Source organism: Nocardioides cremeus (assembly GCF_030518195.1).
In the GTDB taxonomy this organism is placed as follows: Bacteria; Actinomycetota; Actinomycetes; order Propionibacteriales; family Nocardioidaceae; genus Nocardioides; species Nocardioides cremeus.
The window spans coordinates 58225-84069 of record NZ_JAULSC010000016.1 but is presented as its reverse complement, the minus strand read 5'-3'; the positions used below and the strand labels follow the sequence as shown (position 1 = coordinate 84069).

At 73.4% G+C, this 25845-nt stretch carries 28 protein-coding genes and 1 riboswitch; of the genes, 4 read left to right on the top strand and 24 right to left on the bottom strand.

The features are described 5' to 3' along the window. Positions 1-359: 359 nt before the first annotated feature. Together istB and istA are read right to left on the bottom strand one after the other, a co-directional pair. On the bottom strand, positions 360-1139 hold the full coding sequence (gene istB / locus QWJ41_RS15135; protein WP_302709237.1) for an IS21-like element helper ATPase IstB: 780 nt from the start codon (positions 1137-1139) through the stop codon (positions 360-362). Beyond that, on the bottom strand, positions 1136-2695 hold the full coding sequence (gene istA / locus QWJ41_RS15130) for an IS21 family transposase (RefSeq protein WP_302709236.1): 1560 nt from the start codon (positions 2693-2695) through the stop codon (positions 1136-1138). The genes istB and istA overlap by 4 nt, the downstream gene beginning before the upstream one ends. 269 nt (positions 2696-2964) lie before the next feature. Here istA and QWJ41_RS15125 point away from each other — a divergent pair, with 269 nt between their 5' ends. Continuing rightward, a complete protein-coding gene (locus tag QWJ41_RS15125; RefSeq protein WP_302709235.1) occupies positions 2965-3906 on the top strand; it encodes a leucine-rich repeat domain-containing protein in 942 nt (313 codons plus the stop codon). Between the two features lie 42 nt (positions 3907-3948). Here QWJ41_RS15125 and QWJ41_RS15120 read toward each other — a convergent pair whose 3' ends face one another. After that, on the bottom strand, positions 3949-5463 hold the full coding sequence (locus QWJ41_RS15120; RefSeq protein WP_302709234.1) for a CYTH and CHAD domain-containing protein: 1515 nt from the start codon (positions 5461-5463) through the stop codon (positions 3949-3951). 135 nt (positions 5464-5598) lie between these two features. Between QWJ41_RS15120 and QWJ41_RS15115 the strand changes: the two genes are divergently transcribed. Further along, complete coding sequence (locus QWJ41_RS15115; RefSeq protein ID WP_302709233.1) at positions 5599-6165, top strand: hypothetical protein; 567 nt, start codon at positions 5599-5601, stop codon at positions 6163-6165. Positions 6166-6168: 3 nt separating this feature from the next. On the opposite strand, the gene gcvP is transcribed toward QWJ41_RS15115, so the two are convergent. From gcvP to QWJ41_RS15040, 15 genes are all read right to left on the bottom strand, one after another. Then, positions 6169-9060, bottom strand: a complete 2892-nt coding sequence (gene gcvP, locus QWJ41_RS15110) for an aminomethyl-transferring glycine dehydrogenase (RefSeq protein WP_302709232.1) — start codon at positions 9058-9060, stop codon at positions 6169-6171. Positions 9061-9133: 73 nt separating this feature from the next. Continuing rightward, positions 9134-9243: riboswitch (glycine riboswitch) on the bottom strand. Between the two features lie 101 nt (positions 9244-9344). Beyond that, a complete protein-coding gene (locus QWJ41_RS15105; protein WP_302709256.1) occupies positions 9345-9926 on the bottom strand; it encodes a MerR family transcriptional regulator in 582 nt (193 codons plus the stop codon). A 207-nt stretch (positions 9927-10133) separates the two neighbouring features. Then, positions 10134-10607 (bottom strand): bifunctional nuclease family protein, encoded by a 474-nt coding sequence (locus QWJ41_RS15100; RefSeq protein WP_302709231.1) that lies wholly within the window; start codon positions 10605-10607, stop codon positions 10134-10136. A gap of 69 nt (positions 10608-10676) precedes the next feature. Further along, positions 10677-11423, bottom strand: coding sequence for a transcriptional regulator FtsR (gene ftsR / locus QWJ41_RS15095; RefSeq protein ID WP_439117332.1), 747 nt, complete (start codon positions 11421-11423; stop codon positions 10677-10679). A 3-nt stretch (positions 11424-11426) separates the two neighbouring features. After that, complete coding sequence (locus QWJ41_RS15090) at positions 11427-11999, bottom strand: zinc-ribbon and FHA domain-containing protein (protein ID WP_302709230.1); 573 nt, start codon at positions 11997-11999, stop codon at positions 11427-11429. 110 nt (positions 12000-12109) lie between these two features. Then, a complete protein-coding gene (gene gcvH, locus QWJ41_RS15085; RefSeq protein WP_302709229.1) occupies positions 12110-12496 on the bottom strand; it encodes a glycine cleavage system protein GcvH in 387 nt (128 codons plus the stop codon). Positions 12497-12527: 31 nt separating this feature from the next. After that, positions 12528-13289, bottom strand: coding sequence for a DUF881 domain-containing protein (locus QWJ41_RS15080; protein ID WP_302709228.1), 762 nt, complete (start codon positions 13287-13289; stop codon positions 12528-12530). Beyond that, on the bottom strand, positions 13282-13614 hold the full coding sequence (locus tag QWJ41_RS15075; protein WP_302709227.1) for a small basic family protein: 333 nt from the start codon (positions 13612-13614) through the stop codon (positions 13282-13284). Before QWJ41_RS15075 ends, QWJ41_RS15080 begins: the two co-directional genes overlap by 8 nt. After that, entirely contained in the window at positions 13611-14516 is a 906-nt protein-coding gene (locus tag QWJ41_RS15070; protein ID WP_302709226.1) for a DUF881 domain-containing protein, read from the bottom strand. The genes QWJ41_RS15075 and QWJ41_RS15070 overlap by 4 nt, the downstream gene beginning before the upstream one ends. Beyond that, positions 14509-15108 carry a cardiolipin synthase ClsA gene (gene clsA / locus QWJ41_RS15065; RefSeq protein WP_302709254.1) on the bottom strand — a complete coding sequence of 200 codons (600 nt, stop codon included), beginning with the start codon at positions 15106-15108 and terminating at the stop codon, positions 14509-14511. Before clsA ends, QWJ41_RS15070 begins: the two co-directional genes overlap by 8 nt. Positions 15109-15190: 82 nt before the next feature. Further along, entirely contained in the window at positions 15191-16258 is a 1068-nt protein-coding gene (locus QWJ41_RS15060; protein ID WP_302709225.1) for a hemolysin family protein, read from the bottom strand. Next, entirely contained in the window at positions 16251-17612 is a 1362-nt protein-coding gene (locus tag QWJ41_RS15055; RefSeq protein ID WP_302709224.1) for a hemolysin family protein, read from the bottom strand. The genes QWJ41_RS15060 and QWJ41_RS15055 overlap by 8 nt, the downstream gene beginning before the upstream one ends. Positions 17613-17752: 140 nt before the next feature. After that, positions 17753-18559 (bottom strand): spermidine synthase, encoded by an 807-nt coding sequence (locus QWJ41_RS15050; protein ID WP_302709223.1) that lies wholly within the window; start codon positions 18557-18559, stop codon positions 17753-17755. Next, complete coding sequence (locus QWJ41_RS15045; protein WP_302709222.1) at positions 18556-19194, bottom strand: GNAT family N-acetyltransferase; 639 nt, start codon at positions 19192-19194, stop codon at positions 18556-18558. Before QWJ41_RS15045 ends, QWJ41_RS15050 begins: the two co-directional genes overlap by 4 nt. Continuing rightward, entirely contained in the window at positions 19191-20060 is an 870-nt protein-coding gene (locus QWJ41_RS15040) for an alpha/beta fold hydrolase (RefSeq protein WP_302709221.1), read from the bottom strand. The genes QWJ41_RS15045 and QWJ41_RS15040 overlap by 4 nt, the downstream gene beginning before the upstream one ends. 153 nt (positions 20061-20213) lie before the next feature. Between QWJ41_RS15040 and QWJ41_RS15035 the strand changes: the two genes are divergently transcribed. Then, the gene (locus tag QWJ41_RS15035) at positions 20214-20372 is read left to right on the top strand and encodes a hypothetical protein (protein ID WP_302709220.1); all 159 of its coding nucleotides are present in this window, start codon (positions 20214-20216) and stop codon (positions 20370-20372) included. A 76-nt stretch (positions 20373-20448) separates the two neighbouring features. Further along, entirely contained in the window at positions 20449-20592 is a 144-nt protein-coding gene (locus QWJ41_RS15030) for a hypothetical protein (RefSeq protein WP_302709219.1), read from the top strand. An 11-nt stretch (positions 20593-20603) separates the two neighbouring features. On the opposite strand, the gene QWJ41_RS15025 is transcribed toward QWJ41_RS15030, so the two are convergent. From QWJ41_RS15025 to QWJ41_RS15000, 6 genes are read right to left on the bottom strand one after another with little or no spacing between them, the layout of a single operon-like run. Further along, on the bottom strand, positions 20604-21875 hold the full coding sequence (locus QWJ41_RS15025) for an oxidoreductase (protein WP_302709218.1): 1272 nt from the start codon (positions 21873-21875) through the stop codon (positions 20604-20606). Positions 21876-21917: 42 nt separating this feature from the next. Next, on the bottom strand, positions 21918-22676 hold the full coding sequence (locus QWJ41_RS15020) for a hypothetical protein (protein WP_302709217.1): 759 nt from the start codon (positions 22674-22676) through the stop codon (positions 21918-21920). Further along, positions 22673-23302 carry a SatD family protein gene (locus QWJ41_RS15015; RefSeq protein WP_302709216.1) on the bottom strand — a complete coding sequence of 210 codons (630 nt, stop codon included), beginning with the start codon at positions 23300-23302 and terminating at the stop codon, positions 22673-22675. Before QWJ41_RS15015 ends, QWJ41_RS15020 begins: the two co-directional genes overlap by 4 nt. 31 nt (positions 23303-23333) lie before the next feature. Further along, positions 23334-24602 (bottom strand): bifunctional alpha/beta hydrolase/OsmC family protein, encoded by a 1269-nt coding sequence (locus QWJ41_RS15010; protein ID WP_302709215.1) that lies wholly within the window; start codon positions 24600-24602, stop codon positions 23334-23336. 36 nt (positions 24603-24638) lie between these two features. Then, positions 24639-24902, bottom strand: coding sequence for a hypothetical protein (locus QWJ41_RS15005; RefSeq protein ID WP_302709214.1), 264 nt, complete (start codon positions 24900-24902; stop codon positions 24639-24641). Further along, positions 24899-25840, bottom strand: coding sequence for a universal stress protein (locus tag QWJ41_RS15000; RefSeq protein ID WP_302709213.1), 942 nt, complete (start codon positions 25838-25840; stop codon positions 24899-24901). Before QWJ41_RS15000 ends, QWJ41_RS15005 begins: the two co-directional genes overlap by 4 nt. Positions 25841-25845: the final 5 nt, after the last annotated feature.

The window sequence follows — 25845 nt, the reverse complement described above, 5'->3', positions numbered from 1 at the left end:
CTTTGCAAATAGTCTTTGCGGTTGGTTCCTCTGTCTCGATGGCCAAACCACTCGAATCTTCTTGCCGCAGTCAGACAACGTCCGGATCTGCCGCGATCCGTGCGCAGCTGCCGAGAAGAGCATGGGCGACGCCGTAGCCAAAAGGACCGAAGGGCTATGGAAGGGCGTCAGCTCCGCAGGGGACCTGGCATCGTTCGGTCGTTCGGTCCTTCTGGCTACGGGAAGCACTTTTGTCAAGGGCCGGTGAGAACTGCCCAGGGGCGGTCATGAAACCTGCCCGGTGACGGTCACGAGATCTGCCCGGTGGTGGCCATGGGATCTGCCCACGGGGGGCTTTGGCCACCACCGGTCCAGGGTGGTCAGCTCAAGGGGTTCACCCCCTGGCCGGCGAGTGCCTGGGTGAGTCGGACTGACTCACCTGAGGTCTGGCAGACGTGGGCGTGGTGCAGCAGCCGGTCGACGGTGGCTGTGGCCAGCGTCTTGGGCATCAGCTCGTCGAACCCGGCTGGGTGCAGGTTCGAGGAGATCGCCACCGAGCGTTTCTCGTAGGCGGCATCGACGAGGCGGTAGAGCCCTTCGGCGGCGTCGGTGGCCACCGGGAGTAGCCCGATGTCGTCGACGATGACGAGGTCGGCTCGCAGGATGCGGGCGATGGCCTTGGACACGGTGTCGTCGGCACGATGGCGGCGCAGCAGCACCCCGAGGTCTTCCAGGGTGAACCAGGCGACCTTCAGCCCGGCCTCGACGGCCTGCTGGCCCAGCGCCTCGAGCAGGAACGTCTTCCCGGTCCCCGATGGGCCGCACAGCACGAGGTTCTCGCGGCGGTGGACCCATTCCAGGGTTCGTAGCGCCTGTTGGGTCGGTGCGGGGATCGAGGAGATCTCGGGCTGCCAGGCATCGAACGTTTTCCCGGTCGGGAACCCCGCGGCGGCGCGGCGGGTGGCCAGGGCGGAGCGTTCCCGGCCGGCAACCTCCTCGACGAACAGCGCCTTCAACACCTCGACCGGCTCCCAGCGTTGCGCCTTCGCGGTTGCCACCACCTCGGGTGCGTGGCGGCGGACGTGCGGTAGCCGCAGCTTGCGCAGCAGGTCCTCGAGTTCGGTGGGCAGCGGCGGCGCGGCTGCTGTCGTGGTCGTCATCGACTCACCCCATCCACGCCGTGGGCGTCGTGGGCGTCGTGGTCATCGTGGTCGTCGGGCTGGCCGAGTCGGGCCCACGCGCTGGTGCCCTGGGTCAGCGAGGAGTCTTCGCTGGCCCGGTGCTCACCGGTCTTCGGGGCTCGGGCGTGGTGGTCGAGGATCGAGGACAGGTCGGCCTCGGCGAACCGGCCGTGCACGGCGGCGTGACCGAGTGCCCAGTCGACCTCGACGGGGTCGAACAGCTTGGCCAGGCTGAGTGCTTCGGCCATCTTGACCCGCATCTTGGTGGTGCCCGCGGCGGCGGCCTCGACCAGCCACAACCTCGCGCCCTCGCCCAGGTCGAGAAAGTCTGCTTCCGCGGCGTTCCTCGCGCGGGGTCGTCGATCCAGCGGCCCGGAAGGCTGAGCCGGGAAGTGCTCATCGATCAGCTGCGGGCTGCCGGGAGTGGCCCGTCGGTGGCGCGCGACCTCGAGGGGGCCAGCCTCGCCGACGTGGACGATCACGACCTGCTCGCCGTCACCGACGCCCTGGGCGCGCACCCACACCGTGGCCCCGAGCAGGGTGTGCGGGACCGAGTACTGCCCGGACTCGAACGTCACCATCGGCGTGTTGGCCGGCACCATGCGGGTGGTCCCGAACGCGACCGTGTGCGGTGTCGCCGTCACCGGGTGCAGCCGGGCCCGCTCCTCGGCGAGCATCTCGACCGGTGCCCGACGAGTGACCCGATGCGCCCGGGTGTTGACCTTGGCGCAGAACGCCTCGCAGGCCGCCTCGAGCTCAGCGAAGCTGGTGTAGGCCTCGCGCAGGTTGGTGTCCTTCGGCACGATGTCGGCCTTGCTGATCTTCACCGACGACTCCGTGCCGCCCTTGGACGCCGGATCGGCCGGCGCGCAGGTGTGGACCACCACCGAGTAGTGCTCGGCGAACGCGACCAGCTGCGGGTTGCGGACCGCGATCCCAGCGATGTGTTCGACGGTGACGGTCTTCTCGTTGTCGGTCAGCACGTAGGTCGGCACCCCACCGAGTCGTCGGAAGGTGACATCGAGCGCGGCGAACACGCTGGGCATCGTCTTGTCCCGCAGCGGGAGCACGACCCGGAACCTCGACCAGGCCAGCCAGGCCACGAACAGCACCGTCTTCACACCATCGACGACCGGGCCGTCGCCGTAGTCGTACTGCAGCCACATCCCCGGCTCGGTGACCCACGGCCGGTGCACCCGCACCCGACCGGCGCGGTAGTCGGTCTTGACCTTCGCCACCGCCCGGCGGGTGGTGCGCTCCGAACCGGTGTAGCCCAACGCCACGAGCTTCTCGTGGGCCACGTCAGCGCGGACCTTGCCCAGGGACCGCTCGACCCACTCCTCGACCTTGTCCAGGTAGGCATCGATCAACTGCGGGCGCGCCGCGGCCTTGTCCAGCACGCCGGCCGCAGCGCGGCGCTCGACGTAGTGCTTCACGGTGTGGTGCGAGCAGCCGGCCAGCTCGCCGGCATCGCGCAACGACCCGGTCAGGTCGTAGGCATCCAAGATTTTCATGATCTCCTCGGCAGACTTCACGGTGTCCCTTCCTCGGGGGCAATGGGGCGCTTCAGCACCGCTCATCGCACCCGAGGAAGGGGCCTTAACCGCGCAAGGCGGTCAGGCAGACGACGTCGTGTCGGGCAGATCCCATGACCGCCAGCGGGCAGTTCTCATGTCCGCCAGCGGGCAGCCTCGTGGCCGTCTCCGGGCAGTTTCTCGTGGCCGCCGACACACTTTCATGCCGCGAGTTGCTCGGCCCTGTCGGTGGAGGTCGTGCTCAGGTCGCCAGGGTCTAGGGTCGCAGCGTGCCATTCGATCTGCGTTCGCCTGTGAGACTGAATGAGTTGAATCGGCTCGACGGGCGGCCCGAGACGGTGCAGTTCGGTTCTGCGCTGACCGAGGCCGACTACGCCCTGCTCGGCGCGTGGTTCGCTGACCAGCCCACGAAGACTCTGCGTGTCAACGCCTCTTACGACCGCACGATTACCGACTTGGAGTTCCTCCGCCACTTCCCCACTCTGCGTTCATTTCAGGCAGACGCGCTGTTCCACTCGCTCATCAACATTGACGGTCTTGCGTACCTACCTGACGACGCCCACTTCATCGGGCTCGGCCAAACCAAGAAGCGGCTGTCGCTCGCGCCTCTCGCTCGCTTCACCAAGCTCCGGCGGCTCTACCTGGAAGGACAGTCCAAAGACATTGAGGTTGTCAGCGATCTGCGAGACCTGCGAAGCATCACGCTTCGGTCGATCACGCTCCCCGATCTAGGCCTGCTGACTCCGCTATCAAGCCTGCGGGCCCTCGACCTGAAGCTCGGCGGGACGAAGGACCTCACGTTGCTACCCGAACTTCAGAGTCTCGAGTACCTCGAACTCTGGATGGTGAAGGGACTCGAAGACCTCTCACCCGTCGCCGGACTCCCCAACCTGGAGTATCTCTTCCTCCAGGCCCTCCGTCAGGTCGAAAGTCTCCCGGTGATGTCAGAGCTCATCGCGCTTCGGCGGCTCTGGCTCGAAACCATGAAGGGACTCCACGACCTCGCCCCGATCCGTGAGGCCCCCAACCTGCGGCACCTCGGGGTCGTCAACATGGGCCACTTGCAGCCCGAAGCCTTCGCACCGCTGGCAGGGAAACCGACGCTTGAATCACTGCGCGCAGGCCTGGGAAGCAAACGGAAGAACCAAGCCGTCGACCGACTAATGCACCTCCCGTCAGACGCCGACTGGAGCAAGCCGCTGACAGCCTGAAACGCACTACTTCCCGGTGAGGTCCGGCTCAGTGAGGTCGGCTCAGCCCCAGTCGTCGCGCCGCTTCTCGACCCGCGCCCGCGCCGCGAGCGCGTCGCGCTCGGCCTGCGCGGCCCTGGCCTGCTCCTGGCCGACGAGCAGGCCGTAGGTGAAGTCGCTCTCGCCGTGCTCGCGGGCCAGCGCGGCCAGCCGGAGCAGCTGCTCGCGGGCCACCACGGTGTCCTGCCGGGCGCCGAGCGCCGAGGTGACCCGCTTGGCCGCCTTGCGCAGCCGGCGGGCCGGCTTGCCCGCCGCGGGCTCCAGGGCCTCCGCGGTGTAGCGCAGCCGCTTGGCCGCCTTGCGGGCCGAGTGCCAGGCCTCGTCGCGCCCGTCGCCGGTGGCCGCCTCCGCCGCGGCGAGCCGGTCGAGCAGGCGCGCGACGTCCTTGCGCACCCGGCGCGGCAGCCGCTTGCGGGCCTTGCGGCGAGCCGTGGCGGTCCAGGGCGGCGCTGACGCCAGCTGCACGAGCCGGTCGACGAGCGCAAGGTAGCGCTCCGACTCCAGCACGGCCCGGGCCGCGCGCAGCCCGTCCCTGGCGTCCGCGTCGAGCTCTCGCCGCACCCGCCGGCGCACCGGTCCCTCGAGGGCGGCGCGCGGCTGCTCGTCGAGCCGCTGCAGCAGGTGGTCGCGGGCCACGTGCGCGTCGCGGGCCGGCGCGAGCTCGCGGCCCAGCCACTTCAGCTCCTCGCGCAGCGGGTCGGTCACCTCGCGCTCGACCAGGGGCCGGAAGGTCGCCAGCGCCGTGCGCATCCGCCGGCAGGCGATCCTGGCCCGGTGCACGCCCTCGGGGTCGCCGCGCCGGATCGCCACGTCGTGGCGCTGCAGGGTCTCGACCAGGTCGAGCAGCCGGGCCTGCAGCACGCGCGCCGCGGGCCCGGCCCACTCGGGCTCCGGCAGCGCCTCGGCCGGGGCCGCGCGCTCCCCCAGCACCTGCACGACCTTGCGCTGCACCGGCGAGCGGCCGACGTCGCTCGCGCGCAGGTGCTCCTCCACCGCGTCCAGCAGGCCGGGGTCGCCGTCGACCAGCTCGACCTCCCACTCCCGCCACGCGGTGTGCCGGTCGGTGCCGCCCTCGTCGAGCGAACGACCCTCGACCCGGTCGTCGGCGACCTCGGCCAGCCGCTGGCCCTGGTCGTCGAGGAGGTCGGTCGTGGTGCGTCGCGTCACCACCGTGGCGACCGGTGACAGCTCGGCGCCCCGGGTGCGGGCCAGCACGAGCCGGCGCAGCGCGACGGGCACGTGGTCGGTGCCCCTGCCCAGTGGCGCGTGCACCTCGTCGCGGCCCTCCCCGGCCGGCAGCTTGAGGTGCCATCCCTCGTCGGCGCCGCCGGTGCGGCGACGAAGCGTGATCCCCGCCCGCACCAGCCGCAGGTCGTCGGTGTCGACGTACGTCGCCTCGAGCAGCGACTCCTGCGGCTCACCCAGCGCAGCGACCCCGCCCACGCCGACGAGGTCGGGCAGCTCGAGGTCGGTCGGGACGGGCCCGAAGGTGCGCTCGATCTCGTGGTGCTCGCTCACGCCTCCCGGTCTACCCGACCGCGGCGGCCGGGACCACCACCGTGCGGGTGCGGTGCAACCACGCAGCCCTCTGGTGCGTACTCCCCCTGACAACCAGCCACCGCCCCCGCCGGGGCAGTACCGAGAGGACGCACCATGCGACCCGTCACCACCATCCTGTCCACCACCGCCCTGTCCAGCACCGCCCTGTCCGCCGCCGCCCTGGGCCTGGCCGCCGCCGCGACGGTCGCGGGCCTCGGCGGCAGCGCCGTGGCCGCCGCACCGGACGACCCGGGAGCCGGGTCGACCAGCCGCGAGGTCGGCCGCCTGCTCGAGTGCACCGGCACGTGGATGCAGCGCCCGGTCCTCGCGTCCGTCTACGAGAACCGCGGGCTGGTCAACGAGGTCTCCGTGCAGGTCGGGGAGGGCCGCCGCGAGGTGGGCGCCGCCCGGGTCCAGGAGCGCCGCTTCGTCCGGCACGGGCGGGTGCGCGCCGTCCTCGACCTCGGCGGGCGACCGGCCGAGCTCAGCGGCACCACGACCCGCACCGGGGTGCGCACCGCCGTCCACGAGGAGCACGACCACGCCGGCGAGCACGTGGTCGTCGACGGCGTGCACCGCGAGCTGGACACGGAGCTCGCGCTGGTCTGGCGCGGTCGCGGTGCACCGCTGGAGTGCACCGGCTTCGCGTTCGACCTGCAGGTCACCCGCACCCCGGCCTGAGCACTACTCGGCGAACGCCTCCAGCGGCGGGCAGGCGCAGACCAGGTTGCGGTCGCCGTAGGCCTGGTCGATGCGCGCGACCGGCGGCCAGTACTTGTCGGGGTCGATGCCGGTCGGGAAGACGCCGAGCTCGCGGTCGTAGTCGCGGTCCCACTCGCCGACCAGGCAGCGCGCGGTGTGCGGGGCGCCGCGCAACGGTGACCGCTCGGCGCTCCACTCCCCCGCCCCGACCCGGTCGATCTCGGCCCTGATGGCGATCATCGCCTCGCAGAACCGGTCGATCTCGGCCAGGTCCTCCGACTCGGTCGGCTCGACCATCAGGGTGCCGGCGACGGGGAACGACATCGTCGGGGCGTGGAAGCCGTAGTCGACCAGGCGCTTGGCGACGTCGTCGACGCTCACGCCGGTCTCCTTGGTCAGCCCGCGCACGTCGAGGATGCACTCGTGGGCCACCAGGTCGCTGTGGCCGCGGTAGAGCACCGGGAAGTGCTCGCCCAGGCGGGCCGCCACGTAGTTGGCCGAGAGCACGGCCGAGGCGGTCGCCCGGGTCAGCCCCTCGGCGCCCATCATCCGCACGTAGGCCCACGAGATCGGCAGGATGCCCGCCGAGCCGTACGGCGCCGCGGAGATCGGGCCGATGCCCTCGCGCTTGTCGGTCTCGGGGTGCAGCGCGTGCGAGGGCAGGTACGGCGCGAGGTGGGCACGCACCGCGACCGGGCCCACCCCGGGGCCGCCGCCGCCGTGCGGGATGCAGAAGGTCTTGTGCAGGTTCAGGTGCGACACGTCGCCACCGAACTCGCCGGGCTTGGCGTAGCCCAGCAGCGCGTTGAGGTTCGCGCCGTCGACGTAGACCTGGCCGCCGTGCTCGTGCACGACGCGGCACAGCTCGGTGATCGACTCCTCGTAGGCGCCGTGCGTCGAGGGGTAGGTGACCATGATCGCGGCCAGGTCGTCGGCGTGCTTCTCGCACTGCGCCCGCAGGTCGTCGAGGTCGACCGACCCGTCGTCGCCGGCCTTGACGACCACGACCCGCATGCCGGCCATCACCGCGGACGCGGCGTTGGTGCCGTGCGCCGAGCTCGGGATCAGGCACACGTCGCGCGCGGTGTCGCCGTTGGCGCGGTGGTAGCCGCGGATGGCCAGCAGGCCGGCGAGCTCGCCCTGCGAGCCGGCGTTGGGCTGGATGGAGACCCGGTCGTAGCCGGTGACCTCGCCGAGCCACTCCTCCAGCTGGTCGACGAGCTCGCGGTAGCCCTGGGCGTCCTGGGCCGGGGCGAAGGGGTGCAGGTCGGCGAAGCCGGGCAGCGAGACCGGCTCCATCTCGGTGGTCGCGTTGAGCTTCATCGTGCACGAGCCCAGCGGGATCATCCCCCGGTCGAGGGCGTAGTCGCGCGCGGAGAGGCGGCGCAGGTAGCGCAGCATCTGGGTCTCGCTGCGGTGCAGCGAGAAGACCTCGTGGGTCAGGTAGTCGGTGGTGCGGCGCAGGTCGTCGGGCAGCGCGTCGGGGGTGCTCCGGTCGAGCGCCTCGATGCCGGCGTCGTCGAGGGCGGCGCGGCCGGTGCCCGACGAGAAGGCCTGCAGGACCCGGACCAGGGTGGAGGCGGTGGTGGTCTCGGAGGTCGAGATCCCCACGGTGTCGGCGTCGGTCAGGCGCAGGTGCAGCCCGAGCTCGCGCGCGCTCGCCACGACCTCGGCGGCGCGGCCCGGGACCGGCACGCTCAGGGTGTCGAAGAACTGCTCGTGGGCCACCGGGTGACCGGCGTCGCGCAGCGCGGCGGCCAGGACCGCGGCGTAGCGGTGCGTGCGGGTCGCGATCGCGCGCAGTCCCTCGGGGCCGTGGTACACGGCGTACATCGAGGCGACAACGGCGAGCAGCACCTGGGCGGTGCAGATGTTGGAGGTGGCCTTGTCGCGGCGGATGTGCTGCTCGCGGGTCTGTAGCGCCAGCCGGTAGGCCGGGCGGCCCTCCGCGTCGACCGACACGCCCACCAGCCGGCCGGGCAGGTGCCGCTCGAGGCCCTGGGCCACCGACATGTAGCCGGCGTGCGGGCCGCCGTAGAAGAGCGGCACGCCGAAGCGCTGCGAGGAGCCGACCACCACGTCGGCGCCCATCGAGCCCGGCGACTCCAGCAGCGTCAGCGCGAGCAGGTCGGCGGCCACCACGGCCAGCGCCCCGCGCTCGTGGGTGGCCTCGATCAGGGGACGGGGGTCGAGCACCCGGCCCGACGCGCCGGGGTACTGCACCAGCACGCCGCACAGCTCGCCGTCGGGGAGCCCCTCGGCCAGGTCGGCCACCACGACGTCGATGCCCAGGCCCTCGGCCCGGGTGCGCACCACGTCGATGGTCTGGGGCAGCGCATCGGCGTCGACGACGAACGGTCCGCTGGCCTTGCGGTTGCCGCGACGCACCAGCGTCATCGCCTCGGCGGCGGCGGTGCCCTCGTCGAGCAGCGAGGCGTTGGCCGTGGGCAGGCCGGTGAGGTCGCCGACGACGGTCTGGAAGTTGATCAGGGCCTCGAGCCGGCCCTGCGAGATCTCGGGCTGGTACGGCGTGTAGGCGGTGTACCAGGACGGGTCCTCGAGCACGTTGCGGCGCACGACCGGCGGCGTGATGGTCGCGTGGTAGCCCAGGCCGATCATCGCCTCGGCCGGCCGGTTGGCCGAGGCCAGGGCGCGCAGCTCGCGCGAGGCCTCGGCCTCGCTGATGGCCGGGGGCAGCGCCAGCTCGCCCGCCTGGCGGATCCCGCCGGGGACGGCGGCATCCATCAGCGCGTCGATGGAGTCGAAGCCGAGCCGGTCGAGCATCGTCGCGACGTCGTCGGGACGCAGCCCCACGTGGCGGTCGACGAAGGGCGACGCGGAGTCGAGCTGGGCGAGCGTGGGCTGGTCTGACACGGTGGCGGGCTCCTCGGGGGTGGGTCGTCCGGGCGCCTCCCCCTCTGTCACGCGCGGCGCGCTCCAGAGTTGCCTGGCCCGCGTGGTCCTGGCGCCTGAGAGGTTCCGGGGAGGAATTGCCCCTTCGGCGCCCCGGCACGCCGCCGTGGTGGCCGGCGCCGGGGACTCTCCCGCACGGGATGGTCAGCGCGGCCTAATCTACTACCCCCCGCACGCACGACGACCCGCCCGGGAGCCCGGGCGGGTCGTGGGTGCTGCTCATCGGTGGGAGCGCTCGCGCCTTCTCAGCCGGCGCTGCGGGCGGCGCGACGGGCGGCGAGCTCGTCGCCGGCTCCTGCTGTCGCCTCGTCGTCGGCCGCGGTGCGCTCGCTGGGCAGCTCGGCGAGCGTGCCCTCGATCTCGCGCCACACGCCGCCGATGGCGATGCCGAAGACGCCCTGGCCGCCCTGGAGCAGGTCGATGACCTCGTCGTTGCTGGTGCACTCGTAGACCGAGGCGCCGTCGCTCATCAGGGTCACGCGGGTCAGGTCGTCGGTGCCGCGCTCGCGCAGGTGCTGGACCGCGGTGCGGATCTGCTGCAGCGAGATGCCGGCGTCGAGCAGGCGCTTGATCACCTTGAGGATCAGGATGTCGCGGAAGGAGTAGAGCCGCTGCGAGCCCGAGCCCTTGGCCCCGCGCACGGTCGGCTCGACCAGGCCGGTGCGGGCCCAGTAGTCGAGCTGGCGGTAGGTGATGCCTGCGGCGTTGCAGGCCGTGGGCCCGCGGTAGCCGGTGTCGCTGGGCAGGGGTGAGACGTCGTCGGTGAAGAGGAGTCCCTGCTCGTCGGCGGCCTCGGCCGCTGCGGCGGCGTCGCGGGTCGCCCGCAGCTCCTGCTCGTGCTCGTTCACGCGGTCCTCCGTGGGTCTACTCCGCTGGGACGTAACCCCCGGGGAAGGAGCTGCGGCGGCCGATGGCAACCACAACGGTGGAGTTACAACGAAGACGTTGTCAACGTATGCCTCTCGGCGGCGGGGGTCAAAGACTCTCGCGGCGTGTCGCCACCCTCAACCTCAGGTTGAGGGTGAGGTCAAGCGCTACTCCTGGGGACCCTCGAAGTCCTCGGGGGTGACGTGGTCGAGGAACTCGCGGAACTTCTCGACCTCGTCCTCCTGCTCGGCGGGCACGGCCAGGCCGGCCTCGTCGAGCACCTCCTCGGAGCACACGATGCGGGTGCCGGTGCGCAGCGCCAGCGCGATGGAGTCGGAGGGGCGGGCGCTGACCTCGACCCCGGAGCCGAGCACGAGCGTGGCGTAGAAGACGCCGTCGCGCACATCGGTGATGCGGACCTCGACGAGCTCGTTGCCGGTCGCCCCCAGCACGTCCTTGAGCAGGTCGTGGGTCAGTGGCCGGGGCGGGGTGACGCCCTGCTGGGCGAAGGCGATCGCCGTGGCCTCCACGGCTCCGATCCAGATCGGGAGGTAGCGCTCCCCCGTCACCTCGCGCAGCAGCACGATCGGCTGGTTCGAGGGCATCTCGACCCGGACTCCCATGACATCGACTTCGCGCACACGATCACCTTACGCCGCAGGTCGTGAGGTGGTGGCGGCCCGGGTCGCGCGCGGGTCGCAGCGGCGCGGTCAGCGCAGCCCGGCCTTGACGAGCGTGGCGTGCAGCCGCACCGACAGCGCGGCGATCTCGGTGACGGCGTCGGCCGCACGGCCCTTGGCGCCCGCGTCGCGGCCACGCTCCATCGGCGCCACGACCTGCTGGACCAGCCCCACCTCGCGGTCGGCGGCGGTCTTGAAGGCGCGCAGGTGACGCGGCTCGAAGCCGAAGTCGGCGAGCTCGCGCGCGGTCCGCGCGATCACCAGCGCGTCGGTGTCGTAGTGGCCTGTGCCGGGTCGCGGCCTCAGCAGGCCGAACTGCTCGAGCTGGTCGAGCAGCTCCTCGGTGATCTCGGCGACCTTGACCAGCTCGCGCCGCGAGAGGCGCAGGTCGTCGCGCCGGGCGAAGGAGGCCGGGCTGGGCAGGCCGTCGGCGGCCAGCGCCACCGAGGGCACCGTCGGCACGACGGGCTCGATGGGCGGGGGCTCCAGGCCACGGTCGATGGCGTCGAGGTGCTCGCCGATCACCTTGAGCGGCAGGTAGTGGTCGCGCTGCATCCGCAGCACGTAGCGCAGCCGCTCGACGTCGGCGTCGGAGAACTTGCGGTAGCCCGCGGGCGTGCGCTCGGGCTTGATCAGCCCCTTGTCCTCCAGGAACCGGATCTTGGGGATGGTGACCTGCGGGAAGTCGGGGCGCAGCAGGTCGAGGACCTGCCCGATGTTCATCCGGGCGCGCGCGCCTCCCGCGGCCGCGTCGACCGGGACCGGTCCGGGGACCACGACTCAGCCGCCCTCGTGCCCCGAGAAGAACACCAGCCGGTACTTGCCGATCTGCACCTCGTCGCCGTCGCTGAGCCGGACCCGGTCGATCCGGTCGCGGTTGACGTAGGTGCCGTTGAGGCTGCCCGCGTCGCTCACCTCGAAGCTCGAGCCGCTGCGGTGGAACTCGGCGTGGCGGCGCGAGACCGTGACGTCGTCGAGGAAGATCTCGCTGTCGGGGTGGCGCCCCGCGGTGACGACGTCGGCGTCGAGCAGGAACCGGCTGCCCGAGCCCGGGCCCTTCTGCACCACGAGGAGCGCGTGCCCGGGCGGCAGCGCGTCGACCGCGGCCGCGTCGACGGCGTTGAGCTGGCGGTCGGAGGTCTCGATCCGGCTGGACTCACCGGTGCCGGTGGCGCCCATCGCGCCGGCCTGCACCGAGATCGTGGCGGTCGACTCCCCCGCACCCTCGCCCGGACCCTGGCCACCGGCCTCGGCCGGGCCGTCGGCGTCGGCGGTCACCAGACGGGTGCCGCACTGGGAGCAGAAGCGTGCGTCGTCGGGGTTCTTCCTGCCACACGCGGTGCAGAACGGCATCGCTGTCTCCTCCTGTACGACGGGCGCCAACCCTCACCACCGGCTGGAGGGTGAAGGTTGGCCCCGAACCTACCAGTCCGGCGGGGTCCGGCAAGCCGGACCGCGGGGGCTCATCCCTCGAGGGAGGCCTCGTACGCCGCGGCGTCCATCAGCTCGTCGAGCGCGCCGGTGTCGGTGGGCACGACCTCGAAGAGCCAGCCACCGCCGTAGGGGTCGTTGTTCACCAGCTCGGGGGTCGCGTCGAGCGACTCGTTGCGGGCCACCACCTCGCCGCTGAGCGGGGCGTAGATGTCGCTGACCGACTTGGTCGACTCCAGCTCTCCGCAGGTGCTGCCGGCCTCGAGGCTCTCGCCGACCTCGGGCAGCGAGACGTAGACGATGTCGCCGAGGGCGTCCTGGGCGTACTGGGTGATCCCGACCCGCACCGCCCCCTCGTGCTCGCCGGGCGTGCGCACCCACTCGTGCTCGCTGGTGTAGGACAGGTCGTCGGGGTACATGGGGTCTCCTCTGGCTGGCGGTGCGCGCAGGCTACTGCGCGTCCTGGGGGCGGGCGAAGTCAGGATCGAGCGGGTCGGCCACGGCCTCGATGTCGATGGAGGCCTGCTCGGTGATCTCGACCTCCGCGCCCTCGTCCTGCAGGTCCACGCGCGGGCCCTCCAGGATGGTCATCGCGTTGGTCAGCGCCGACGGCGGACCGATCACGTCGAAGACGTACGGCGCGCTGAGCACCTCGCCGTCGACCTCGAGACCGCCGGTGACGTCGGTGAAGGCGCTCTGGGCGACCAGGCGCACCTGGCCGTTGACCTGGATGGCCTCGGCACCGGCCACGCGCAGGCTCTGGACCATGTCGACGACCGTGTCGGCGTTGACCGGGGCGGTCACCTCGCTGATCGTGATGCGGACCCCGGGCCCGCGCACCGGCACCAGCCCGGCGAGGATCGCGAGCGTGTCGGCCTCCGACTGCGCCTGCTGCAGCGCGGTGCGCTGGTCGGCGCTGTCGGAGGCCAGCTGGTCGCGCGTGGTCTCGAGCCGCTCGATCTCGGCGCGGGCGCGCTGGCTGGTGCCGGCCAGGCCGTCGAGGACCGCGATCAGGTCCTCGTCGCGGTAGCCCGCGTAGGTGTCGTCGGCCTCGGTCGAGCGCACCTGCACGACGACCGCGAAGGCCACCAGTGCCAGCAGCACCGCGACGACCACCTGGTTGCGGCTCGGCGTCATCAGCGCGTGCAGCAGCCGGTTGCGGCCCGACTGCGGCTCGCCCCCCGGGGCCTGCTGTTCGTCGGGCTCAGGCATGGAAGAGGTGGCGCCGGATGGCGGCGGCGTTGGAGAAGATCCGGATGCCGAGCACGACGATGACGCCGGTCGTGAGCTGGTTGCCCACGCCGAGCTTGTCGCCCATCCACACGATCGCCGCGGCGATCACCACGTTGCTGACGAAGGAGATCACGAAGACCTTGTCGTCGAAGATGCCGTCGAGGTAGGCGCGCAGGCCGCCGAAGACGGCGTCGAGGGCAGCGACGACCGCGATCGGCAGGTAGGCCTCCATCGAGGTCGGCACGTCGGGCTGCAGCACGAGGCCGAGCACGATGCCCAGCAGCAGGCCGAGGGCGGCGATCATCGGTTACCCTCCTCGTTCTCCGCGCGTGGCTCGTCGGTGGTCAGTGGTTCGGCCGACAGGAGCGTACGACGTCGGGCCGCGGGCAGCTTCACGGAGGTCATCGTCTCCTGGAGGTAGGCGAAGCCCAGCGCCTGCGCGACGTTGATCAGCGCGCTGCCGCTGGCGGTCTCCTGGAACCGGGCCAGCAGGCTGCGGCTGTCGCCGATCGCGGTGACGACGTACGGCGCCGCGATCGGCACCGAGTTGACGTTGACGACCACGCCGGAGTTGCGGATGGCGCTGACGGCCGTCAGCCGCTGCCCGTTGATCGCCACCGCCTCGGCGCCGGCGAGCCACAGCCCGTTGGCCGCCTTCTGCAGGTCGATGTCGCGGATCAGGTTGTCGCCGACGGTGGGGTTCTCCAGCGTCAGGCGCACGCCCTCGCCCTGCACGGCCAGGTAGCCGGTGGTGACCTGCAGGCGGCGGAGCCGGCTCTGGGCCTCGACCGCGGTCTCGGTGAGCCGGGCGACGTTGCGGGTGGCCAGCTCGTTCTGCTCGCGCAGCTCGACGATGCGGTCCTGGAGGTCCGAGACCGTGGCGCGCCGGTCGTTGACCCGCTCGACCAGCGTGGCCCGTCCGGCCCGGTCGACGTCGGCGTCCTGGGCGGTCTGCACCGCCGCGGTGGTGACCAGCACGCCGAAGACGGCCACGACGACGGCCGCGGTGCGGTGCGGCCGCGAGCGCGACCCCGACGACGGCAGCTGGCCGCGGCCGCGACGCTCGGCCACGTGCAGGTAGTCCTCGTCCATCGACTGCTGGGTGATCAGGGTCAGCAGCGGCATCGTCACCTGGGGCGGCAGCGGCGCCGGCTCGTGCGGCTGCCGCGCCGCGCGGGCGTCGGAGGCGTCGGACGGCTCAGGCATGCCTCAGGCTCCGGCGCTCGGTGGTGGCCAGCAGCCGCCTGACCTGCCAGGCGTAGAGGACCCCCGCCCACCAGTAGAGGGCGATGCCCCACAGGGCGAAGGACCAGCCGAAGACCTGGGCCAGCGTCGCGACCGTCCCCTCGCCGTCGCCCAGCAGCAGCAACGGGAAGGCGTAGAGGAGGTTGAAGGTGGCGGCCTTGCCCAGGAAGTGCACCGGCAGCGAGCTGTAGCCGCGGGTGCGCAGCATCGGCACCAGGCCCCACATCAGGGCGTCGCGCAACGGCAGCGAGACCGCCATCCACCACGGGATGACGTCGCGCATCGCCAGCCCGACGACGACGGCCAGGATGTAGAGCCGGTCGGCGACCGGGTCGAGCACCTGGCCCAGGACCGAGGTCTGGCCCCAGCGGCGGGCCAGCCAGCCGTCGAGGAAGTCGGTGATGCCCGAGACGACCAGCAGGCCCAGGGCCCAGCCGTCGGCCTCGGGGCCCAGCACCAGCCACAGGAAGACCGGCACCCCGGCCAGTCGCAGCGCGCTGAGCACGTTGGGGAGCGTCCAGACCCGGGTGCTGCGCTCCACGTCGTCCACCACAGCTGCCTGCACTCCACCGTCCGGCTCGTCGGTCGCGTCCTCGTCGTGCCGGGCGGACCCGGCGAGCACACCCTAGACGAGGTCAGGCACCGGCGTCGGCGGGCGCCCCGTCGTCGTGGTGGGCGGCGTCACGGATCTCGCCGACGAGCTCCTCGAGGACGTCCTCGAGCGTGGCCAGGCCCAGGGTGGTGCCCTCGGTGGTCACGACCCGCGCCATGTGGGCACCGCGCCGCTGCAGCTGCTCGAGCGCGTCGTGCAGGGCGTCGTCGGGGGTCACCGGGGCGAAGGGACGGATCCACTTGTCCTCGAGGGGCCGCGAGCGGCGCTCCTCGTCGGGCTCGAGCACGTCCTTGATGTGCAGGTAGCCCACGAGCTCGCCGTCGTCGGCCTCGACCGGGAAGCGGCTGAAGCCGGTCGCGGCACACAGCGCCTCCACCTCGGCGGGGGTGGACCCGCGGCGGACCGTGGTCAGCGAGTCGGCCGGCATCAGCACCGAGGTGACCGCCTTCTCGGTGAAGCCCAGGGCGCCCGCGAGGCGGTCGTACTCGTCGGCCTCGATGAGGCCCTCCCCGCGCGACTCCTCGACCAGCGCCGCGACCTCCTCGCGGGTGAAGGCCGAGCTGATCTCGTCCTTCGGCTCGACGCGCAGCAGCCGCAGCGTCGTGTTGGCCACGGCGTTGAGGGCCACGATGATCGGGCGCAGCAGGGTCACCACGAAGAACATCGGGGGGCCCAGCACCAGCGCCGAGCGCTCGGGGCCGGCGATGGCGATGTTCTTGGGCACCATCTCGCCCAGCACCACGTGCAGGAACACCACGACGGTCAGCGCGATCACGAACGCCACGGGGTTCACCAGCGCCTCGGGCACCCCGGCGCTCTCGAACAGCGGCTCGATCAGGTGGGCCACCGCGGGCTCGCCCACGGCACCGAGGCCGACCGAGCAGATGGTGATGCCGAGCTGGGCGCCGGCCATCATCAGCGAGACGTTCTCCATGGCGCGCAGCGTGGTGCGCGCCACCCGCGAGCCGGCCTGGGCGCGCGGCTCGATCTGGCTGCGGCGCGCGGAGATCAGCGCGAACTCCGCACCCACGAAGAACGCGTTGAAGGCCAGCAGGCCGATGGCGATGAGCACTCCGGTCAGGTCACTCATCGTCGTCCTCCTCGGTGCGGTCGCCCTCGAGCAGGCGCAGCGTCAGCCGGTCGACCCGCAGGCCGTCCATGTGCTCGACGCTGAGCACCGCCAGCCGCTCGCGCGGCTCGTCGGGGTCGGAGCGGTCTGGCACCGGCACCTCGGCCAGGTCGCCGGCGACCGGCACCCGGCCCAGCACCTGCAGCACGAGACCGGCGATGGTGTCGTAGGCCTCGTCCTCGGGCAGCTCGATGCCGGTGAGGTCCTCGACCTCGTCGGGGCGCAGGAGGCCCGAGAGCACCCAGCTGCCGTCGCGGCGCTGGCGCGCACGGGAGCCGAGGCGGTCGTGCTCGTCGGCGATGTCGCCGACGATCTCCTCGACGACGTCCTCGAGGGTCACGATGCCCGCGTGGCCGCCGTACTCGTCGAGCACCACGGCCATCTGGAAGCCGTCCTCGCGCAGCAGCTGCAGCAGCGGGTCGAGGCGCAGCGAGTCGGGCACCACGATCGGCTTGGCCATCAGGTGCTTGACCTTGGTCGTGGCCCGCTCGTGGACGGGCAGGGCCACCGCGTTCTTGACGTGCACGGTGCCGACCACGACGTCGTCGTCGTCGAGCACCGGGAAGCGGGAGTGGCCGGACTGGCGGGTCAGCTCGATGACGGCCGCGGCGCGGTCGTTGAGCTCGAGCGAGCGGGTGCGCACCCGCGGGGTCATGATCTCGCCCGCGGTGCGGGTGGCGAACTCCACCGAGCGCTCCATCAGCTCGGCGGTGTCGGCGTCGAGGGTGCCCTCGTCGGCCGAGCGCGCGATGAGCGAGGCCAGCTCGGTCGAGCTGCGCGCCGAGCGCAGCTCCTCCTGCGGCTCGACGCCCAGGCGGCGCACCAGCGCGTTGGCGGCGCCGTTGAGGACCCGGATCGGGCCCTTGTTGGCGGCGGTGAAGAAGCGCATCGGCGCCTGCGTGGCGCGGGCGGTGGCCAGCGGCAGCGCGATGGCCAGGTTCTTGGGGACCAGCTCGCCGAAGAGCATCGTCACGATCGTGCTCAACGACAGCGCGACCGCCAGCGCCACCGGCGTCACCGCGGCGTCGGGCAGTCCCGCGGCGCCGAGCGGCTCGTCGATGAGGTCGGCGATCGCGGGCTCGGAGAGGAAGCCGATGCCCAGGTTGGTCAGCGTGATGCCGACCTGGGCGCCGGAGAGCTGGGTCGACAGCGAGCGCAGCGCGCTCTGCACGCCGATCGCGGCGGCGTCGCCCTCGGCGGCGGCCTGGTCGACCTTGTTGCGGTCGACGGTGACGAGCGCGAACTCGGCGGCGACGAACACGCCGCAGGCGATCACGAGGAACAGGGCTGCGAGGAGCAGCAGGGTGGCGGTCACAGGCGCTCTCCGGGGGCGGCCGCGGCTCGGTGGTCACACCGGTGCGGGCTCGAGGAGAGCGGGCGACTTTGGGAGCCGTCCATCGGGGGTGTTCAGGGTCCTTTGCAGGTCAGGGCCAGATCGAGCGCCGAGTGTAGCGCTCAGCAGCCCGAGTGCGTTCCTCCCGGGTCGCGGCGCACCCGCCCGCCCCCGAACGAGCTCGCGACGGCCACGTCGTCGAGCACCCGGTACGGCGCACCGGCGCTGCGGGCGCGGGCGGCCAGCGCCGCGCGCGGCACCCCCGCCGCACCGGCCACGACCAGCAGGTTGCCGGCCCGACGGGCGCGCAGGGTGGCGGGCTCGGCGGCGACCAGGACGTGCGGCAGGTGCTCGCCCAGCGCCGCCACCAGGTCACGGACCAGCGGGAAGGGCGCCCGGTCGCTGAGGTTGGCCAGCAGCAGCCCACCCGGCACCAGGACCCGGGCGAGCTCCTGCACGGCCTCGAGGGTGACCAGGTCACCCGGCACCTCGCCGTCGGCGAAGGCGTCGACGACCACCAGGTCGACGGCGTCGTCGCGCACCCCGCTCAGCCCGGTGCGGCCGTCCTGGGCGCGGACCCGGATGCCGCTGCGGCGCGGCAGCGGCAGCTCGGCGCGCACCCGGGCGGTGAGCGCCTCGTCGGGCTCGAGCACCACCTGCCACGAGCCCGGCCGGGTGGCGTGGACGTAGCGGGGCAGGGTGAGCCCGGCGCCACCCACGTGCAGCACCCGCAGCGGCTCGCCCGGCGTCGCGTGGTCGTCGACGACGTCGGCGATGCGGCGCACGTAGTCGAAGGCGAGGTGGCGCGGGTCGGCCAGGTCCACCAGCGACTGGTCGCGCCCGCCGACCCGCACGAGGTAGGCCTCGGGGCGCTCGGTGGCGACGATCTCGACCGCTGCGCCCGTCCCGCCGCCCGTCTCGTCGCTCACTGCCGTGCTCCCCCGGCCGGGCGCCACATGGCGGTGGTGCGGCGCCCGCCCGGGCCGCGCACCGGCCCGGTCACCCGCCAGCCGCGCCGCTCGTAGAAGCCGACCGTGCCCTGCGACGACGACTCGAGGTGCGAGCCCACGCCCTGGGCGTCGGCCTGCGCGAGCCGGTGTTCCAGCAGCGCGGTGGCCGCTCCCCTGGCGGCGGGCTCGGGCCGCGAGGCCAGGTAGGCCAGGTGCCAGTGCTCCGTGGCTGGCCGGGCTCGCTCCGAGGCGAGCCGGGAGCGCGCCGCCGCGACCAGGCGGCGTACGCCGAAGACGGCCACGGCGCTGGGCAGCTCGTGCCACGACCAGGCCCGGCTCGCGGGTGCCCCGGGCCCCTGGGGCGGGTGCCACCAGGCCACCGCCAGCAGGCGCTCGTGGGCCCCGTCGTCGGCCACCGCCACATCGGCCACCCCGTGGGTGAGCATCTCGACCTCGCCGGTGACCGCGAAGAAGCGCCGCAGCCGGGCGCGGCGACCGCGCGCCGGCACGAAGGAGGCGAGGTTGGTGTCCTCGACGAAGGCGTCGGCGAGCAGCTCGGCGGCCTCGGCGAGGTCCGCGGGACGCATCGCCCGCACCCTCGGGGTGGTGCTCACCCGCCGGGGGTCCCGACCCGCCGCCGGACCTCGGAGGCCACCAGCTCGGGCACCTCGTCGAGCGACCAGTGCGAGACACCCTCGAGCGGCACGAAGCAGTAGTCGGCGTCGACGTGGTCGGCGCAGCCGTGCGCCGCGGCCGGGGCGGTCGCCTGGTCGTCCTCGCCCCAGACGAACGTGGTCGGCACCCGCACGTCGGGCAGCCCCGACATGTCCGTCATCGCGCGGTACCAGCCCAGCGCCGGGGCGAGCGCACCTTCACGCATCAGCGTGACGTCGCGCTCGACCGCCTCCTGCGGCACCCGGCCGGCGTACACGGCCCGCAGCCCGGCCTCGCCGTCGGCGAGCAGCTGCTCCTCCGCGACGCCCGGGCGCCGGAAGAGCTTGAGGTACGCCGAGCGCTCGCGCTGCTCGGGGTCGGTGACCAGCGCGCGGCCGAAGGCCGCGAGGTGCGGCACCGACAGCGCCGTGAGGCTGTGCAGCCGCTCGGGGTGGTGGGCGGCCACCCACCACGCCACCGAGGCGCCCCAGTCGTGGCCGACCAGGTGCACGCGGTCGTCACCCTGCGGGTCGACCAGGGTGTCGACGAGGGTGTCGACCAGGGCCAGCACGTCGCCGGCCAGCTCCTCGATCGTGTACGCCGCCACGTCGTCGGGCCGGGCGCGCGCGGAGTAGCCGCGCTGGTCGGGGGCCACCAGGCGCAGGCCCGACCCGGCCAGGTGCTCGGCGACCGGCTCCCAGCTCGCCGCGCTCTGGGGGAAGCCGTGCAGCAGCACCACCGGCACCCCGTCGTCGGGTCCCCAGGTGCGGACGTCGAGGACGAGGTCCCCGAACCGGGTGGCGCGCGGCAGCTCGAGGTGGCCCATGGGGGCAGCATGCCAGGCCGCGGGCGCTCTCACCCTTGTGGACCGATCTCGCCCGGCCGGGCCGTCCCGAGGTTTGCGCGCCCCGCGCCCGGGTCACAAGGAGGGCAGCGCCATCTCGGGATCCATCGGCGCCGAACCGGACGAGGAGCACCCATGAGCACCGCCACCCGGCGTACCGCGACGGCTCCCGCCGCCACCCGCCCCGTGTCCGCCCACGAGCACGAGTGGGGGCTGCGCGGCGTCGAGTTCGAGGACGGCGCGAGCTTCCGCGCGTTCGAGTGCAGCGGCTGCGAGCAGGTGTGGTTCACCTGATCCCCGCACCACCGCAGGACCCGCACCACCTGGTCCGGCCGCCCGGCCGGACCGCGCACCTGATGAAGGAGACACCATGATCATCCTCGGACTCGTCCTGCTGCTGATCGGCCTGCTGGCCGGCATCTCGCTGCTGACCACGATCGGCGCGATCCTGCTGGTCGTCGGGCTGGTGCTCAACCTGGTGCCGATCGGCGGCACGCGTCGCCGGGTCTTCTAGGACCCCTTCTTCTAGAGATCTGACGCGGCTCCACCTGCCGGGGGCCCCGCCGTCGCGGCCAGCGCCAGACGGCGGCGGCGCTCCCGCAGGCCGCGCACGGCCTCCCCGGTGACGAACCCCGAGGCCGCGCGCACGGCGCTGAGGCCGGGGTGCACGTCCCGCCCGGCGCCGATGCGGCGCAGCTGCGTCTCGTACCACTCCGACTCCCCCGCCACCCCGGCCACGGTCGGCAGGCGGTAGGCCGGCAGCTCGGCGCCGGGGTCGCCCGCGAGCAGCTTGCCCGGCAGCTCGGGGTCGATGGCCAGCGGTCGGCCCAGCCCCACCAGGTCCACGGCGCCGGAGTCGAGCAGGGCCTGCATCGCCGCCCGCGTGCGGATGCCGCCGGTGAGCATGATCGGCACCCCGGGCGCCGCCGCCCTCGCACGGGCCGCGAAGGCCGCGAAGTAGGCCTCCTTGACCGTGGTCGCCGCCGCTGCCGCCTCGACGCCCACGCCGAAGAGCGCCGGGTTCTCGTAGGTGCCGCCGGAGACCTCGACCAGGTCGACGCCCTCCTGCACCAGCAGGCGCACGACCTGCTCGGCGTCGTCCTCGGTGAAGCCGCCGTGGCGGAAGTCGGAGGAGTTCAGCTTCACCGCGACCGTGAAGCCGGCGCCGGTGCGCTCGCGCACCGCGCGCACCGCACCCAGCAGGGCCGCGGCCCGGCCGGCCACGTCGCCGCCCCACCGGTCGGTGCGCCGGTTGACGTGCGGGGAGAGGAACTGGGCCAGCAGGTAGCCGTGCGCGGCGTGCACCTGCACACCGTCGAGACCGGCCTCCTCGCAGCGCGCCGCGGCGGCCCCGAAGCCGCGCACGACGTCGTCGACCTCGGCGGCGCTGAGCGCGCGAGGACGCCGGAAGAGCCCCATCATCGCCACGGCCCCGCCGTCGCTGGGAGCCACCGGCTCGCGGGAGACGAAGCGGTTGGTCTGGCGCCCCGGGTGGCTGAGCTGGGCCAGCACCGGCACGCCGGTCGCGGCGCGGCGCACCGCGGCCAGGCGCGCGACGTCGAGGTGGGCGTCGGCCACGATGTTGCGGCTGCGCTCGAGGAAGCGCCGGTCGACCATCAGGTTGCCGGTCACCAGGAGCCCCGAGCCGCCCGCCGCCCAGCGCCGGTAGAGCCGCTCGTGGGCGGTGGTGGGCTGGTTGCGGGCGTCGGCGAGGTTCTCGGTCATCGCGGCCTTGACCAGGCGGTTGGGCAGGCGCAGGCCGCTGGGCAGGACGAGCGGGTCGGCGAGGTCGGGCACGGGGACTCCTGGGGGTGGGGCGAGACGGGTCGGGCGCGGTGGTCAGGCGAGGTGGATCAGCGCGGCGCCCCCGAGGGCGACGAGCCAGCTGGCGAAGCTGCCGACGAGGAAGTACTCGGTCACGTCGCTGGGGCCGGCGGGCGGCAGCCGCTGCTGGGCCCGCTGCAGCTCGGGGAAGCGCAGGAGGCCCTTGGCGGCGATCACCACCGCGGCGGCGGTCAGCTCGCCGACGGCGCCGAGCCCCACGATGAACAGCCGCTCCATCGGGCCGAGCACGCGCCCGCCCTTGAGCTGCTTCTCGTTGGAGGTGGCCGGCACCCCGACGGCGTCGAGCACCAGGCGCACCACCACGTTGGCGGTGGCCAGCTGGGCCAGCACCACCCCGGAGGCGACCAGCACGTCGGAGAGGGGCCAGCGACCCAGGACGGTGCCGGCCAGGCGGGTCGGCAGCGTGGGCTCGGTGGTCAGCAGGGCGGCGCCGAGCACGGCGGCCACGGTGCCGCCGCCGAGCGCCAGCAGGGCCAGCGAGCGGGCGCGGTCGCGCCACGGGCCTGTGCGGTCGGGCCCGACCGCCAGCACCGAGCCGAGCAGCCACACCGCCTGCAGCGAGCCGAGCAGCACGAGCAGCAGCACCAGGCGCGCGGCGTCGAGGTCGAGGAGCAGCAGGCCGGCGAGCAGCACGCCCAGGCCCGCGCCGATGCAGACGGCGGCTCGCCGCGGCGAGACGACGTCGTACGCCGCCCGCACGAGGTCGCCGGCACCCACGGCGGCCAGCCAGGTGCCGAGCAGGGCCAAGGTCACGCGTCGTCCTCTCCCGCGGCCCGCGTCGGGGCCATCAGGGCCTGAGCATCGCGCACCGCACCGACACCCCGGGCGAACTGCTGGCTGACCGCCGAGCGCGAGATCCCCTCGCTGACGGCGATGTCGCTCTGGGTGGCCCCGCGCAGGGAGGCGGCGAGCAGGCGCAGCCCGCGCTCGCCGAGCCGGTCGACCAGCGCGTCGCGGGTCAGCAGGAAGGCGTTGACGCCGCCCCGGTCGGGGCCCTCGTACCAGGTGCGGGCCGCGGAGCGGCGCGGACGGGCGAGCTCCTCCAGCGCGGCCCGGGCCGCCCACCAGCCCGGCCCGTCCTGCAGCAGCGGCGAGCGGCCGGCGTCGTGCACGGTCACCTCGCCGTGACCCAGCCCGCAGCGCACGTCGACCTCGGGCAGCAGCGCGAGCCGCACCAGCAGGGCCGCCATCGTGGCGGTGCCGACGTCGTGGAAGGCACCCTGGAACTCGTCGCCGACCGTGGTCTCGAGGCGTTGGGCGGGCTCGAGCAGGGCGGTGACCTCGTCGAGCGTCTCGGCGAGCCGGCGCTGCACGCCGGCGCGGTCCGGCAGGTCGCGGGATCCGACCATGTCGCCGATCAGCGTGACCAGGACCACCATGAGTTCAGCATATGGGTTAACTCGGGCGGAGTTAAGACCTAGGAGCCAGAGCGCTCACGATGCGGACGTCCGCGGTGAGCGTGCGGTGCACCGGGCACCGGTCGGCGATCTGCAGCAACCGCTCGCGCTCGGCGTCGTCGAGGTCGCCGACCAGGGTGATCTCGCGGTGGATCGCCTCCACCCGGCAGTGCCCGCCGGCCCCGTCGTCGCCGACCTCGACCGCGGCGCAGTCGTCGGGGTGGTTGCGGCGGTGGGACAGGCGCACCGCGACGTGCTCGAGAGCCAGCTGCTTGCGGTCGGCGTACATCCGCAGCGTCATCGACGTGCAGGTGCCCAGCGCCGAGAGCAGCAGGTCGTAGGGCGTCGGGCCGGTGTCGTCCCCCACGCCGAGTGGCTCGTCGGCCCGCCAGGTGTGCCGCCCCGCCTGCACCGACTGGACCAGGCTCCCCTCGTGGGTCTCCTCGACCAGCACCGAGCCGGCGCTCTCGTCGGGCACCTCGGGGTGCTCGGGGTCCTGCGCCGTGGCGGGGGCCCGCTCGGGCAGGTAGCGCGAAGCCCACACCGAGAGCACGTCGGCGACGTACTCGGCGTCGCGTGGAGCGGTGAGCAGGTGGTCGGCGCCGTCGAGGGTCACGAAGCTCTTGGGGTGGCGCGCCCACTCGTAGAGCTGCCGGGCGTTCTCGATGCCGACCTGCTGGTCACCGGGGGCGTGCAGCACCAGCAGCGCCCGCTCCAGCCCGCCGAGCGCGGCCTCGAGCCGCTGGGTCGCGACGTCCTCGAGCAGGCCCGCGCCGATCGTGAAGCGGCGCCCCGCCAGGACCACCTCGGCCCGGCCCTCGCGGCGGATGCGGGCCCGGTCGTCGTCGTCGAAGACCCCGGCGACGTGGCCGGGGTCGGCGGGCGCGCCGATGGTGGCCACCGCGGTGACCGACTCGATGCGCGCCGCGGCCGCGACCACCGCCGCCCCGCCGAGGCTGTGCCCGATCAGCAGTGCGGGCGCCGCGTGGTGCTCCTCGAGCGCCGCCGCGGCCGCGACGAGGTCCTCCACGTTGGAGGTGAAGTCGGTGTTGGCGAACTCGCCGTCGCTGCCACCCAGACCGGTGAAGTCGAAGCGGAGCACCCCGAACCCGCGCTCGACCAGGCGCCGGCTGATCCGCGACGCCGCCACCACGTCCTTGCCGCAGGTGAAGCAGTGCGCGAAGAGCGCCAGTGCGCGCGGTTCCTGCTCGGGCAGGTCGAGCCGCCCGGCGAGGTCGTGGCCACTGGAGCCGGGAAAGGTGAACTTCTCGGAGCGGGTCACCGCTGCACCCTAGCCAGCGGGAGTCCCCGCAGTCCCTCAGCCCAGCGAGCGGGGGTCCCAGCCGTCGGGGTCGGCGCTGAAGCGGCGGATCTCGTCGAGCACCACGGTGGACAGCTCGGGAGCGACGTCGCGGTCGCGCCAGGCGAGCTCGCGCAGGTGCTCGATGAAGGCGTCGCGGCGACGCACCGCCGTGGTCGGGTCGATGCCCATGTCGGGCGACCGCGGCGCACCGGCCCTGCCGGCGGCGAAGCCGACGGCACCCCCGACCAGCAGCAGGACGAGCGAGGCGAGAAGGATCACGTCTCGACCCTGCCACGGCGATGGTCACCGCCGTCGGCCTCGTCCGTGCCGGGAGGATCGTGCGGGTCGACGAGCAGCACCGGGCAGCGGGCCTCGTGCAGCACCCCGCGGGCCACCGGACCGAGGTGGGAGCCGAGCGGCACCAGCGGGTCGTGACGGCCCACCACCAACAGGTCGGAGGCGCCGCTGGCCTCGACCAGCGCCTCGGCGGGCGAGCCGCGTCGGGTCTCCACCGTGGCCTCGACGTCCAGCGCGTCGACACCGGCGATCCCGAGGGCGTGGCGGATCTCGTCGGCGGCCCGCTGGGCCAGGTCCTGCACCTGCTCCTGGGTGCTGACTCCCCCGTCGTACATCCCGGTCAGCCGCCAGGCGTGCAGGGCGTGCAGGCTCGCGCCCCGTCCGGCTGCCTCGGCGACCGCGGTGCGCAGCACCCGCTCGGAGCGCACCGGCACGTCGACGCCGACGGTGACCCGCGGCTCCTGGCCGGGACCACGTCCCGGGCGCCACGCGGCCGGGACCCCGACGACCGGCACCCGCAGGTGGGCGCCGAGACCGTTGGTCACCGAGCGGGACACCAGCCGGTGCACGCGCGAGAGGTCACGGTGCTCGACGACGACCATCCGGGCCCCCCGGGTCGCCTCGCGCAACGACTCCACGACCGGCCCGACCCCGAGGTCGGAGGTCAAGGTGGTCCCGGACGGCACCACCTGCCTCGCCACCTCCAACGCCTCGTTGAGCACCCGGCGGCCACGCTCCTGCACCTCGGGCGAGGTGACCAGGATGCTGTCGGGGCCGTGCACGAAGGCGGGCGCGACGTGCAGCAGGTGGACGCCGCAGCCCGCCCGCACCGCCTCGTCCACGGCGAACGCGAGGGCGGCCCGGCCGACACCGTCACCACCGACCGCCACGACGACGGGCGGCGGGTTCGTCTCGTCCACGACTC